The sequence below is a fragment of the Ktedonobacter sp. SOSP1-85 genome, assembly GCF_016587415.1.
Classification (GTDB): Bacteria; Chloroflexota; Ktedonobacteria; order Ktedonobacterales; family Ktedonobacteraceae; genus Ktedonobacter.
In genome coordinates, this window is the sequence record NZ_BNJI01000002.1 from 345579 (window position 1) to 359887 (window position 14309).

At 55.3% G+C, this 14309-nt stretch carries 12 protein-coding genes; 9 read left to right on the top strand and 3 right to left on the bottom strand.

Going from position 1 to position 14309, the window contains the following annotated elements:
* Positions 1-16: 16 nt before the first annotated feature.
* The gene (locus KTE_RS29725) at positions 17-877 is read right to left on the bottom strand and encodes a helix-turn-helix transcriptional regulator (protein WP_201387853.1); all 861 of its coding nucleotides are present in this window, start codon (positions 875-877) and stop codon (positions 17-19) included.
* A gap of 138 nt (positions 878-1015) precedes the next feature.
* Here KTE_RS29725 and KTE_RS29730 point away from each other — a divergent pair, with 138 nt between their 5' ends.
* Entirely contained in the window at positions 1016-1912 is an 897-nt protein-coding gene (locus KTE_RS29730) for an aldo/keto reductase family oxidoreductase (RefSeq protein ID WP_201387855.1), read from the top strand.
* A 76-nt stretch (positions 1913-1988) separates the two neighbouring features.
* Here the strand turns inward: KTE_RS29730 and KTE_RS29735 are convergent, their stop codons facing one another.
* Positions 1989-2774 (bottom strand): DeoR/GlpR family DNA-binding transcription regulator, encoded by a 786-nt coding sequence (locus KTE_RS29735; RefSeq protein WP_201387857.1) that lies wholly within the window; start codon positions 2772-2774, stop codon positions 1989-1991.
* A 206-nt stretch (positions 2775-2980) separates the two neighbouring features.
* Between KTE_RS29735 and galE the strand changes: the two genes are divergently transcribed.
* The 6 genes from galE to KTE_RS29770 all read left to right on the top strand — a co-directional run bounded on the left by galE (position 2981) and on the right by KTE_RS29770 (position 11191).
* Positions 2981-3964 (top strand): UDP-glucose 4-epimerase GalE, encoded by a 984-nt coding sequence (gene galE / locus KTE_RS29740; protein ID WP_201387859.1) that lies wholly within the window; start codon positions 2981-2983, stop codon positions 3962-3964.
* A 62-nt stretch (positions 3965-4026) separates the two neighbouring features.
* Positions 4027-5085: a galactose-1-phosphate uridylyltransferase gene (gene galT, locus KTE_RS29745; protein WP_201387861.1), complete on the top strand. Its 1059-nt coding sequence runs from the start codon at positions 4027-4029 to the stop codon at positions 5083-5085.
* Between the two features lie 8 nt (positions 5086-5093).
* On the top strand, positions 5094-6134 hold the full coding sequence (locus KTE_RS29750; protein WP_201387863.1) for an inositol monophosphatase family protein: 1041 nt from the start codon (positions 5094-5096) through the stop codon (positions 6132-6134).
* The gene (locus KTE_RS29755; RefSeq protein WP_201387865.1) at positions 6134-7558 is read left to right on the top strand and encodes a galactokinase family protein; all 1425 of its coding nucleotides are present in this window, start codon (positions 6134-6136) and stop codon (positions 7556-7558) included. Before KTE_RS29750 ends, KTE_RS29755 begins: the two co-directional genes overlap by 1 nt.
* Positions 7559-7884: 326 nt before the next feature.
* A complete protein-coding gene (locus KTE_RS29760; protein ID WP_236600734.1) occupies positions 7885-9441 on the top strand; it encodes a cellulase family glycosylhydrolase in 1557 nt (518 codons plus the stop codon).
* 298 nt (positions 9442-9739) lie between these two features.
* Entirely contained in the window at positions 9740-11191 is a 1452-nt protein-coding gene (locus KTE_RS29770) for an endo-1,4-beta-xylanase (protein ID WP_201387867.1), read from the top strand.
* A gap of 363 nt (positions 11192-11554) precedes the next feature.
* Here the strand turns inward: KTE_RS29770 and KTE_RS29775 are convergent, their stop codons facing one another.
* Positions 11555-11983 carry a hypothetical protein gene (locus KTE_RS29775; RefSeq protein WP_201387869.1) on the bottom strand — a complete coding sequence of 143 codons (429 nt, stop codon included), beginning with the start codon at positions 11981-11983 and terminating at the stop codon, positions 11555-11557.
* Positions 11984-12254: 271 nt separating this feature from the next.
* On the opposite strand from KTE_RS29775, the gene KTE_RS29780 reads away from it, so the two are divergent.
* Together KTE_RS29780 and KTE_RS29785 are read left to right on the top strand one after the other, a co-directional pair.
* On the top strand, positions 12255-13463 hold the full coding sequence (locus KTE_RS29780) for a sensor histidine kinase (RefSeq protein WP_201387871.1): 1209 nt from the start codon (positions 12255-12257) through the stop codon (positions 13461-13463).
* Between the two features lie 2 nt (positions 13464-13465).
* Positions 13466-14161 (top strand): response regulator transcription factor, encoded by a 696-nt coding sequence (locus KTE_RS29785; protein ID WP_201379488.1) that lies wholly within the window; start codon positions 13466-13468, stop codon positions 14159-14161.
* Positions 14162-14309: the final 148 nt, after the last annotated feature.

Here is a 14309-nt window from a genome sequence, read left to right on the forward strand (position 1 = left end):
GAGAATAGAGTCGACATCAATACATAACATTCTCAGCTACCTTCATATCCATCAACTGCTGTAACTTCGCTAGCGTATCCGTTTCGGGCAGCGGTGTATAGATCATGATTTTGAGTTCGGGCGCGGTAGGCACCTGTAAGGTTGTATGCTCAAACATCAGGCGTCCTACAAGCGGATGCTCTATGCCTTTCCGTGCATCGGCTCTACCGCGTACATCGTGACGGGGCCACCATGCGCGAAACTCAGGGCTTACGCGCTGTAAGTCGGCGATCAAGCGTTTGAACCATTCTTCATCGGCATAATACACACTATCAGCACGGAATTCCGCTAGCACTTTCTGCGCTACCTGCTCCCACTTGGGGCTGTATATATGAAGACTCATCGGATCAGCAAAAATACGCCAGACAGCATTATATTCATATGGCGGCACCGACCTCGACAGCAAAAAGACATGCTCAGCAGTGGTGTTCCATGCGAGATAATTCCAACGACGACCAACAACGAAAGCTGGAGTAGGACTGAGCGAGTCAAGCACACGGCGTAACGCAGGGCTTACCTGTTCATGAGCTGCGTGTGTATCGACGAGGTGTTGCTGACCAGCAAGCAAGAAAAGATGTTGCCGTTCGTCGGGCGTGAGTTGTAACGCATCTGCAATGCTATGGAGCACCTCGCTTGAAGGGTGAATATCGCGCCCTTGCTCCAATAGGGTATACCAGGAAACGCCCACATTCGCTAGCTGCGCCACCTCTTCGCGCCGCAATCCTGGGGTGCGCCGCCTCCCACCACGTATTAACCCGACCTGTTCAGGCGAGAGGCGCATACGCCGAGTGCGTAGAAAATCCGCCAGGTCCTGTCTGCGTTGTTCGTCGCTCACCATCCTCTTTGCTCCTTATCCTGCTAGTCTCAATCATATGATAAAGCGGCTCTGGTTATACGATAGCCATTATGGCATACTCCTCAGTGTATCACACATCGTGATTGTCGTCGTTTCAACGAGAGAAAGAGAAAAATTTTTATGGTATCGCATTCAGCCAATGAATATAGCAATTTGCCAGCCACAGCCGCAGGAACGTTCACCATGGCCGAGGGTCTGACAGTCACCCGCATGGGGTATGGCGCGATGCAGTTAGCTGGCCCGCACGTGTTCGGGCCACCCGCCGACCGCGGCGCTGCCGTGGCCGTACTGCGCGAGGCGCTGGCGCTGGGTATCACGCACATCGACACGGCCGACTTCTACGGACCGCATGTCACCAACCAGATCATCAAGGAAGCCCTGCACCCCTATCCCGACTCGTTGCACATCGTCACCAAGGTCGGAGCGTTGCGAGACGCCGAGGGGAACTGGCCGCAGGCGGTAGCTCCCGAGCAGCTGCGCCAGGCCGTGTACGATAACCTGCGGAACCTCGGGCTCGATGCGCTCGACGTCGTCAACCTGCGCGTCGGGGGGTTAGACAGCCCCATTCCTGGCTCGATCGCCGAACCGTTCACGGTGCTCGCGCAACTGCAGCAAGAAGGACTGATCAAGCACCTCGGTCTCAGCACCGTGACCGCCGAGCAGATCGCCGAGGCACAATCCATCGCGCCGATTGTGTGCGTGCAGAACTTCTACAATATCGCCAACCGGGCCGACGATGAGCTGATCGACTCCCTCGCCGCACAGAGTATCGCCTACGTGCCCTACTTCCCGCTCGGTGGCTTCTCCCCTCTTCAGTCTGACAAGCTGAGATCAGTCGCCGCCCGCCTCAACACCACACCGATGGCCGTCGCGCTGGCGTGGCTGCTACAGCGCTCACCAAACATTCTGCTTATCCCAGGTACCTCATCCGTCGCGCATCTGCGCGACAATGTCACCGGTGCTGCGCTGACCCTTTCCGAGGACGAGCTGACCGAGCTAAACAGCGTTGCCTCATGAGCACAACCACAAAGACTTGTCCCCTGCTTCTCCTTCGCGGGAGGCAGGGGACAGCTACATGTTTAGAATCCTACTCTCAAGCCATGCAAACAGTGATTCCCATTTCTTGTAACTGCATCACCACATCAGTGGGAGCGTCGCGATCAGTGACCAGCGTCTGCATAGTTGTTATTGGCGTGATCGAATGGAGTGCTACTTTGCCAATTTTCGTGTGGTCTGCGAGGATAATGGTTTGTTGCGCGCGCTCCATCGTCAGGCGGTGGGTCAGGGTTTCCAGTTGATTGGGGCCCGTCAGCCCATAAACGGGGTGCAGGCCAGTAACACCGAGAAAGGCCTTCTCCACATAGATCTGACTCAAGCTCTGCTCAGCAAGAGGGCCAACCAGAGCAAAGAATTCGTCCAGCTGTAAACCGCCGGTCAATGTGAGCGTAATCCCCTTTGTGCCCGCCAGTTCCATGGCAATATTGACAGCATTCGTCACTACCGTCAATGGTCGGATCTGGGCGTGACGGATAGCGCGTGCCAGGTAGGTCGTTGTCGTGCCTGGAGAAAGCGCAATGGCATCACCTGATTGAATTAAACCTAGGGCTGCTTGCGCGATTTGCGTCTTCTCTTCGACCTGCCTACTCATATTCGTTTGAAACGTCAGCTCATGGCCATAAGCGCTATAGGACAACATGTCGATGAGAACAGCACCTCCATGAACGCGGCGAAGCAGGTTCTGCTTTTCCAGGCGCTCTAAATCACGCCGGATCGTAGAGGTGTTTACCTCTAGTTGACAACTCAACTCTTCTGCATCAACGCGTCCAAGACGACGTAATTCCTGTAAGATAAATTCGGCTCGCTTTGCTCCGTTGGCCATGTTCCCTCTCATGCACATTTTCAGTGGGGCCATTATAGGTCTCCCTTGACCATAAGTCAAGAATTACGCATATCTTGTAGGATTCTTCTAAAAACGCGCAATATTTTTGCACGAATGTGCATTGACAGCGACGAATTGAGGCATTATACTGGGAACAGAACGATATGATCACGTCTTTATAGTAGAAAATGGAGCTTAGATCTTCTATGAAAGTGTTAGTCACTGGTGGTACTGGCTATATTGGCTCACACACAGTGCGAGAAGTAACAGCTCGTGGCTATGATGTGGTGGTGCTTGATACGCTGGAGAGAAGTAGCAGGCAGACGATTGGTTCACTTCCCTTCTATCAAGGAAGTATTACCGATGATGCGTTTCTTGAGCGCGTCTTTGCACAGGAGAAGCCCGACGCAGTTATTCACTTTGCCGCCTACAAAGCGCCGGGTGAGTCGATGCTCGAGCCAGAAAAATATTTTCGTACCAACGTTGGCGGGACCATCTCGCTGCTCGAAACAATGGCTCGCCATCAGGTACGCTTCGTTGTGTTTTCGTCCAGTTGTTCTGTCTTTGGTACCCCTACGCAACTGCCCGTCACGGAGAATGCCCCGTTCAGCCCGGAGAGTGTGTATGGCGAGACGAAGCTGATGGGCGAGACCTTGCTCAGGTGGTTTGAGAAAACGCGCGACATTCGCTATGCGGCGCTGCGCTATTTTAATGCATCAGGCGCCTCGCTCGACAATGTGATCGGCGAAGACTGGGACCGCACACAGAATCTGATTCCGCTGGTCATGAAGGCGGCGCTGGGTGTTACCCCCTCGATCAAGGTGTTTGGCACTGATTATCCCACCGCGGATGGGACGGCTGTGCGTGACTATATCCACGTAGTGGACCTGGCGATTGCGCATGTGAAAGCGCTTGAGTATATCCAGCGGACCAATACCAGCGAGGCCTATAATCTGGGAACGGGCGTAGGCAATTCGGTCCAGGAGGTGATCAACGCAGCCAAGCGTATCAGTGGTGTTGACTTCAAGGTAGAATATGCTCCACGCCGCCCTGGCGATCCTGCGGCAGTCTGGGCTGATTGCCGCAAAGCAGAACGTGAGCTGGACTGGAAAGCCCAGTATGATCTGGAAGTCATTCTGCAAACGGCCTGGAGGTGGCACAGCACGCATGTGCAGGGTTTTCCTAACTGAGCACATGCCACCTTTCCACAAACTTGTTCAAGCATTCCTTCTCATCAGGTATGGAGTATGCTATGACACTACCCCCAACAGCGCACCAGGCAGAAGCTATCTGGGAAGAGCGCTGGCATCCACTACGTGAGGAATGGGTGGTTATCGCCGCCCATCGGCAAAATCGTCCCTGGATTGGCGCAACGGTCGACAACACGGCCGCCTCTGTCCCATCCTATCTTGCAGATTGCTATCTCTGTCCCGGCAACCAGCGTATCAGTGGTCAGAGTAATCCGCAGTATGAACGGACGTTTGTATTTGATAATGATCATCCCTGCGTTGGTCAGGATGCGCCCGCCGAACTGGCTATTCCTGCACCCCCTAACCGCGTACGCCGCGCCCAGGGACATGCACGGGTCATCTGTTATAGTCCATTGCATAATTTGACGCTTGCCGAGATGCCCCTTGCTCATATCACTGAAGTGGTCCAGGTCTGGCAACAACAAACGCTGGATCTGGGCAAGCGCGATGCTGTAAAGCACGTGCTCTGCTTTGAGAATAAGGGCGAGGTGGTTGGAGTCTCCAATCCACATCCACATGGCCAGATCTATGCAACCAACTTTGTGTTTAAGACGATTGAGCAAGAATTGCAAGCCTCGCAACGCTACTTGAATGAGGCCGGGCGTAGCCTCTTTGCCGATATCATTGCCGCTGAGCAGACCGATGGCCGGCGTATTCTTTTTGAGGATGAGTATAGCATTGCGTTTATCCCCTATTTTGCGCGTTACGCGTATGAAGTGTACCTCGCACCAAAGAGAGGCGTTCCACATATTCACGCCTTGACCGACGCGGAAACGGCTTCTTTGGCACAGGCGCTCAAGCAGGTGACGGTGCGTTTTGATAACCTCTGGCAGATGCCCTTTCCCTACGTGATGCCGTTGCACCAGGCCCCCTGTGATGGTGGAGATTATCGCGCCTATCACTTCTTCATTGCCTTTCACCCACCCTTGCGGCGCCCAAATGTGCTCAAATATCTGGCTGGCCCCGAAATCGGGGGTGGAAATTTCATCAGCGACACGTCCCCGGAGGCGAAAGCCGCTGAACTGTTGGCTCTACCAACAACGCATTATCGAGAGTTGTGAGGTGTGAAATGATCGCAAATGCAGCCAGGCTCCTGGCCCAGTTACGCACTATCCAAGCAGCCATTCGTGACGCGGTGGTGACTGTTTGCGAGCAACAGGCCATTGAGCAGCTCTCGCTGGTGGTGGCAGAACAGGCCGGTGATACCATTTTCGCCATTGATCGCATCTCTGAAGAGGTCTTGATCGAACATTTCAGCGTCCTGTCCCAGGAACGCTCATTTGTGTTAATCGCAGAAGGCCTGGGTGAGGATGGAATTATGACCTTTCCTGCGGGAACTGCGCCTGATGAGGCAGAGTTACGTATCATTATCGACCCCATTGATGGGACACGAGGGTTGATGTATCAGAAACGCGCGGCCTGGATTTTAACAGGGGTGGCTCCTAATCGTGGTCCCCTGACCGGTCTCCACGATATCGAGATCGCGCTTCAGACAGAGATTCCGCTGGTCAAGCAGCACCTGAGCGATACGCTCTGGGCTATGGCGGGCCAGGGCGCGCAAGGCGAACGCGTGAACCGCATAACAGGCGAGCACTCTCCGCTGCAGATCCAGCCGTCACAGGCGACAACGATCGCCAATGGGTATGGTAGCATCGCGCGTTTCTTCCCAGGTGGCCGCGCCGAACTGGCAGAGATCGAGGATACGGTGATTGATCGTATCCTTGGTCCAGGAAGCGAGGGGAGGGCGCGCACCTTTGAAGATCAGTACATTTCATCGGGTGGCCAGCTCTACGAATTATTGGTGGGGCACGATCGCTGGATCGCGGACCTGCGCCCCGGCATTGATGCCCAGATGCGCGCTCGGGGGCAGATTTTTGGCTTATGCGGCCATCCGTATGATCTCTGCACCGAATTGATTGCGCGTGAGGCGGGGATCATCGTGACCGACGAGCATGGAGAACTGCTTGCAGCACCGCTCGATGTGACCTCCAACGTCACCTGGATCGGCTATGCCAACCAGGCTATTCAGCAGCAGGTCGCTCCAGTGTTACACGACGCGCTGCGCCAGCGAGGGCTTTTCACCTCTCAAACAACAAAGGAATATACCTAATGTGGCGATTTACACACGTGCCAGAGTCGACACGGGCGGACGCCGAACGCTTTCTGTCGAACCTGAACAAGCAGGCTGATTTTTTCTCTCCCCAGCAATCAGTCGTGGTGGCGCGCGCGCCTGGTCGCCTGGATCTGATGGGCGGGATCGCCGATTATTCGGGCGCGCTCGTCCTGGAGTTGCCGCTTGCCGCCGCCACCTGGGCCGCAGTCCAGTTTAGCGATGAGCCAGCAATTACGCTGCGGAGTACAGGGGTTGAGGATACACCGCAGGTGACGATAGAACTCGCCGAACTCGCCAGGCTGGATTATACCGCGGCACACACCCTCCTCACCCGTGATCCCGAGCGTTCCTGGGCAGCCTATGTCGCCGGGTGTCTGATTGTTTTACAACGTGAGTGTGGGTTGCTAGTGGAGCGTGGCCTGCGTCTCTTTCTCCACTCAAATGTTCCGGCAGGCAAGGGCGTCAGTTCGTCGGCCGCGCTTGAGGTTGCGACCATGCAGGCGTTATCTACGCTCTATGATATGCATATCGCTGGTCGTGAGCTGGCACTTCTCTGCCAGAAAGTAGAAAATCTCGTTGTCGGGGCGCCATGCGGTATTATGGACCAGATGACCTCGGCCTGTGGCGAGCAGGATAGTTTGCTGGCCCTGCTCTGCCAGCCAGCCGAATTGCAGGAGAGCATCACGCTTCCAAACGAGCTAGAAGTCTGGGGAATTGATTCAGGGATTCGTCATGCCGTGACCGGCGCAGATTATGGCTCAGTACGTATCGGAGCTTTTATGGGCTACCGCATCATTGCTGACCTGGCTGGCCTGCCAGTCCAGACCCAGGGGGAGCAAAGCGTTTCCATCGAGGACAGTAGATGGCAGGGCTATCTGGCAAATATTTCCCCCTCGCTCTGGGAGAGAGCGTATCGCGAGCGTCTTCCACATCAGATCCATGGCGCAGCCTTTTTGCGTCAGTACCAGGGCTCGACGGATAGCGTGACACATATCGACCCAACATGTACATACGCCGTTCGTCAGCCAACGGCCCACCCGATTTACGAGCACCATCGCGTACGCCTCTTCCGTGCTCTACTCGCGCGCCCAGTGCTCACTGACGAAGACTGTTGCCTGCTCGGCGAGCTGATGTATCAATCACATGCCAGCTATAGCGCTTGTGGCCTTGGCTCAAACGGAACCGACCGTCTGGTAGAACTGGTGCGTCAGGCCGGACCTAGAGCCAATCTCTATGGAGCAAAGATTACTGGCGGTGGCAGTGGTGGAACCGTCGCAGTCCTTGCCCGACGCGGCTCACAGGCGCAAATTGAACACATTGCTGCACTGTACGCGCAGGAGACAGGATATGCCGTTGAGATTCTGGGAGGCTCTTCTCCCGGGGCAGTTGCCTGGGGTTCTCAACAACTTGTCGTCGCGTGAGCTCCGAAGAATGCACCAGAACAGATAGAAGACACTTGATCATCAATGCCACAACATGTTTTTAAGGGACCTGCCTCTTATCTGTCGATTGGATGCTTCGTACATGCTGTGGCTTTGCTGGAGAGAAACAGTATACTTTTCTTCTGTATCACTATGAGCGGGATGGGTGGACCCCATTGAGAGCAGCATCCGACCGACGCTACTGAAGTACGCGTCTACATATCCAGGACGAGATGCCCCGTACCTTGATATGTAAATACGTACTTCAGTAGCGTCGTGCCCCCGCAAAGCTCAATGCTTCATGCTCATATATCTAGGAGGAAAGTATGTCAAGGAAGAGACACTTTCGACTACTATCATTTGCCATTGTAGCGCTGCTACTCTGTTCCGTCGCGGCAATGGTCACGCTGCAGTCGCCTGGTGCTGCCAGAGCAGCCAGCGTACCAACGGGCCTGCATGTGGTAGGAAATCAGATTGTAGATGGCAGTGGACATGTCTTTGTGTCCCATGGGGTAAACCGTATGGGCACAGAATACCAGTGTACCAAGAGTGCGACAAACGCGCCCACCGACTTCGACGGGCCAGTCGACCAGGCGACAGTCAACAATATGCTGGCCTGGGGCATCAACAGCGTGCGTGTACCTCTGAATGAGGACTGCTGGCTGGGCATCAATGGCTTTCCCGCCAATGGGAGATCGGCCGCGCAATACCAGGCAGACATTGTCAGTTGGGTGAATTTGCTGAACGCGAATGGCCTGGTGGTCATTCTTGATCTGCACTGGAACAATTCCGGAAGCAATCAGTCGACAGGTCAGCAACCAATGACGGACCTGGATCACGCCCCAGCTTTCTGGACCTCGGTGGCAAATACGTTCAAGAGCAATTCATCGGTAATCTTCGATCTATATAACGAACCCCACGACATTAGCTGGACCTGCTGGCTTAGCGGTAGTACGGCCCCCCAATCGGGGAACTGCTCCAGTGTGGGATTTGCCGTGGCTGGAATGCAGACGCTGATCAACACCGTGCGTGCCACAGGGGCGACCAATATCCTGCTATTGGGCGGCCTGGCATGGTCAAATGATCTCTCGCAATGGCTGGCGAATAAGCCCAGCGATCCGCAGAACAATCTGGCCGCCTCAGTGCATATCTACAATTTTAACGCGTGCTCCAACAGTAGTTGCTGGGATTCGCAGATCGCGCCAGTCATCGCGCAGGTACCGGTGATCGCTGGTGAGATCGGCGAGAATGATTGCGCCTCTGGTTTTGTCAATACATTGACGAGCTGGTTCGATTCACATAATACCGGGTATCTGGCCTGGACCTGGACAGCCAGCGGCAACTGCGGCGGCACACCAGCGCTGATCAGCGACTGGAACGGTACGCCGACGAACTATGGTGCTGGATACAAAGCGCACTTGCTCTCACTGGGTGGCACGCCTACTCCCACGCCAACCGCGACTTCAACCAATACCCCTACGCCTACTCCAACCACCACGAGTACGCCTACACCTACTCCAACCACCACGAGTACACCCACGCCTACTCCGACCTCCGGGAGTTGTAAGGTAACCTACACGGTGACAAATCAGTGGACGGGTGGCTTTGGCGCGACCTTTACGATTACCAATACCGGGTCAACGCCAATCAACGGCTGGAGCCTGCAATTTGCCTTCCCTAATGGGCAGACAATCACCCAGCTGTGGAACGGGAACTACACACAGAGCGGGGCCAACGTGACGATCACCAACCTCTCCTATAACGGAAGCATTCCCGCGGGAGGCACGGTAAGCTCGGAACCTGGCTTTAATGGGTCCTGGAGCAGCGCTAATAATCCGCCGACCTCCTTTACTCTCAATGGTTCTCATTGTAGCGTCGGATAAACATCGTAAACGAAGCAGGCGACCGGTCAGCCACCTGCTTCGTCTCGCCCTCGTCTCACGCCCAATTTTCCGCTCGACTCACTGAACACAAATAATTTCCAGTATCCGTTCCACCATGAGAGACAACAGGATGATATTCCACTAGCTAGTCCTGGATGTTTCCTTACTACTTATCCGAAAATCTGAGCGCGCTTGCCGTGCCACCTTTAGGTGGTCCCCGAATGGGGGAAGCGCTAGGCACGCGAGTGACGTTGGGTTTCGGAATAAGATCTTGATCCAAGGAAGGAAAAGGAAAATAATGATGTTTCATCGTCTCACCCGAAAAGGATTTTTCACAGTAACATTGGTGTTTCTCCTCTTAGCGTTTGTGTGCAGCATGCCTTTGCTCAAGGCATCGGCCGCCGATACGCTCGGTTCAGCAGCAGCGGCAAAGGGCCGTGTCTTTGGGGCTGCAGTCACAGGCAATCTCCTTGGCACGACGCCATACACGACCGTTTTTGATCGTGAGTTCACAGGCACCACTCCCGGCAACGAAATGAAATGGCAGACGACCGAGCCTTCGCAAGGTACGTTCAATTTCGGACCTGGTGACGCCATTGTCGCTCATGCCCAGGCTCATAATATGAAGGTGCGTGGTCATGCCCTGGTCTGGCATAACCAGCTTGCAAGCTGGGTCAGCAATATCACCTCGGGTACGGCGCTCCTGAGTGCTATGCAGAATCACATTACCGGTGAAGTGAGCCATTATAAGGGCGAGATCTGGTACTGGGATGTCGTCAATGAGGCATTCAACGATGATGGGACACGCCGGAGTGACATCTTCCAGAATGAAATCGGGAACGCCTATATCGAAGACGCCTTTGTGTCTGCTCACGCGGCTGATCCCAATGTCAAGCTGTGCTACAACGACTATAACATCGAAGGCGTTAATGCAAAGAGCACAGCCGTCTACAACATGGTCAAGGACTTCAAGGCACGTGGTATCCCCATCGACTGCGTCGGTTTCCAGTCCCACCTGATCGTGGGTCAGGTGCCATCAGACTTCCAGGCCAACTTGCAGCGCTTCGCCGATCTCGGCCTTGATGTGCAGATTACGGAGCTGGATATTCGTATGCCAACTCCTGCCAGTAGCGCGAACCTTCAGCAGCAAGCGACCGACTACAGTAAGGTCGTATCTGCCTGCCTGGCAGTTACCCGTTGCAACGATATTACAACATGGGGGGTGGGAGATCCAGACTCATGGATACCAAGCACCTTCTCTGGTCAAGGGGCAGCACTGCTTTTTGATAATAACTACAACCCGAAGCCAGCATACACTGCTGTTATTCAAGCTCTTGGTGGCGGGATAAGCGTCACGCCCACGCCAATCGGCCAGACTCCCACGCCGACCCCAATAAATACACCGTCCCCAACACCAACCCCATCGCCTGTTGCTGGAAGTGTCCATGTGGCCTATCAGGTGGTGGACCAGTGGCCGGGCGGCTTTACGACAAATGTCACAATTACCAACAATACTTCGACAGCCATTAATGGATGGACATTAAAGTTCTCGTTTCCTGGAACGCAACAGATTACCAATCTCTGGAATGGTCAGGTGACGCAATCCGGGAACCAGGTAACGATTACTAATGCCAGCTATAACGCGACGATTGCTCCGGGAAGCTCTGTCTCGTTGGGCTTCAATGGGAGTTGGAACGGGAGCAATCCTGCCCCAACCTCGTTTACCCTGAATGGGACGCCGACCAGGTAATTCATTGATACCTTACCAACGGAATTAAAAAGCCGAATTTCAAGCTGCTGCCTGTGAGGCAGGTAGCAATACCTAAAGCCGGGAACGAACAAAAACGGCCCCATAAGTGTCAAGATAAGAGATGCCTGCTTGGTCCCACGCCCATGCAGGAGAAAAAAGGATGTGCTTCTAAACCCCCATACGGGGGCGCAGGGGCACTACCAAGGCTCCTCCTGCATGGACGGCGGACCTCGCGTAACCCATCCTGCAGAAGCATAGACTCCTTCACTTGACGCCAATGGGAACGAACAAAAACGGCCCTTAGGGATTACCGCCGTAAAGGGCCGCTGTGTTCAAACAGCGACGACGCGGGGGGCGCTTGCTCTACTTGGTGGTGAAAGTTGATCGCAGGTGCTTGCTGTTGACGACCCCCACGACGCCGAGCAGGAGCAGTCCGCAGACGCCCTGTTCGATCTTCATCCACAGCGGGAAGGTGCCGGGGAGCGCGATGATGACCACGATAGCTACCAACATGATGGCGGAGACGAGCCGGAGTCGGAGGTACCCGCCACGGGAGCCGCGGGCCATCTGGGCGGCGAAGAAGGTCGTGAGCAAGGCAGAGGCCACGACAATGGTCCCACGGACCCAGACCGCCGGGGTCACGATTGCTGTGTTGTCGCGCAGCAAGACGATGGCTACGAGGGTAAGCATGCTGAGGCCAAGGTAGCAGCCAACGAGCAGCTTTACGTTACGGAATGCCGTCTGACTCTGCGGATGATTCAGGTGTTCTTCGGTGATGATGCGGGCAGTCATGATATAATCCTTTCTTCATGCCTGTTGTTTCTCTGTCTTCGGTTCGACCATTCAGTGAACTCGATGGGTCGAGTATAGCCGGCATCAGCTCATTGATGCCCGTCCCATCGGTCACGAATCACAGGCCTATTTCTGCGCCTCTCTGGTATGACCTGCGTCATAGGTCAATCGGGCGGACCTATGACCGCAGACACTAGCGAGCGAGAAGAAACGTCGGGTATACTGAGGAAAACAAACACAACATATCTCTCACAGGAAGCTGGACGGATCCATGATAGGCAAGCGAGAACAGATCATCCTTACACATCCCATCCCATTCGGCTGGTTCCAACGCTCGGCTGCCTCTTGCGTCGCTGGCATCGGCTATCTCTTCGGTCTCTTTCTGGTGCAGCGCACCCTGGTCAGCGTTCTTCTGCTTACGGGGATCTATGGTGCCTGGCTCTTGATCTATCATCTCGGAAGACGACGCGCCCATCCCGGTTGGTTGCTTGCTTTGTTCTGTCTGGCTTGCGCCTCTCTCTTTCTCCCTTTGCCGCGTACGAACGTCTATTGGCTCCCGATCCTCCCAACCATGACTGCTTGCCTGATGATGGTGACCAAGCCACGCGTTCTCGGTCTGCTCGCGGCAGGTGTCCTCTGGCTGAGTACCAGCCTCGCGCTTGGCCTCCTCACCCGGCAGTGGGATGCTGGCGGTCAGATGATTCTCCTGATCTCGTTTAGCTCTACCTGTGGATGCACGGCGACCATCAGCGAACTCGCGGCGGCCCACGCACAACTACGGGAGTATAGCGCCCAGGTGGAGGAACTCTCCATCATCCGCGAGCGCAACCGGATTGCCCGCGAGATCCACGACACGCTTGGCCACTCGCTGACGCTGCTCGCGGTCCAACTGGAAACGGCCACGCAGCACGAAATGCGCGGCGATCCCTGTTTACGCGAGGAGCTCCTGGAAGCGCGCCAGGTGGCGAAATCCTGCCTGACGGACGTTCGTCATTCCGTCGAGGCGCTCCGGCCCGACGAAGTCACCAGCGGTTCGTTGCAGGAGCAGTTGCGCAGTCTGGTGGCGGCCTGCGAAGCCACCAGCCGAGAGCCTCGGATCACGCTTGATCTGGAAGAGGTGCCCCCCCCATTGCATCCAGACGTGTGCCTGACGCTTTACCGCTGTGCACAGGAGGCGCTGACCAATATTCGCAAGCATGCACACGCGACGAAAGTGCTGCTGCGCCTCTCCACAAACGATGCGCAGGTAGAACTGACGGTGCTGGACAACGGCCAGGGGTATCTACCGAAGCACGAGCACAGCGCATCTGGCTTCGGCCTACGGGGCATGCGCGAGCGTGTCACGAGTCTTTGTGGGACACTGCGGGCTGGTCCGGAACCACGGCACGGTTGGCGCGTTGAAGTGATCATCCCGCTCACACAACAAGGGCAAGCGGAGCAGAGCTCGACATGCGCACGCCAAAAGAAGGAGAACGTCTAGCTATGGCAGAACGGATTCGTGTCATGATTGTGGATGACCAGCGCCTGCTGTGCGAGGGCTTTCGCAAGCTGATTGAGCTGGAATCGGACTTGGAGGTGATCGGCATAGCAGGAGATGGCAAGGAAGCGTTGGCGATCGTCGAACGCCTCCAGGCTGAACACATGCTTCCTGATGTGGTGCTGATGGATGTACGCATGCCACGTCTGGATGGAATTGCCGCGACGCATGCCCTCAAAGAGCGCTGGCCTGAAATCCGCGTCATCATCCTGACAACCTTTGACGATCGAGAGCTGATCCAGACTGGTCTGCAAGCAGGGGCTCTGGGCTATGTGCTCAAGGACATTACCGCAGAGCAGCTCGCGGCAGCTATTCGGGTGGTCGCACAGGGACAGGTTCTTCTGCATCCCGATGTTGCACATAAAGTCCTGACTTCCCTTTCTTCTGCACAAAGCTTGCCCGCCGTGACCGCTCCTGCTCCCCCTACGTTCGATGGCGTGTGCGACGTAGAGCAGTTAACCGAGCGTGAGCGGGAGATTCTGACCTTGCTTACGCGTGGTGCCTCCAATCGTGAGATCAGCGAGACCCTCTACATCGCGAGCGGCACCGTCAAGAATCACCTCAGCAACATCCTGGGCAAGCTAGGGGTACGCGACCGGACGCAGGCGGCACTCAAAGCCAGAGAACTCGGGTTGCTGTAAAAAAAGCACGGGGTGCATAGCGTGTGTTCCCTGGAAATCTGCATGGATATGAACTTTTCATCCTCTGATACGTTAAATCCATGCCCAGTGCAAAGAGTGGTCTTGCTGTTTCTCACTCTTCTCTTTGGTGGAAAACGTGGCAAAGATG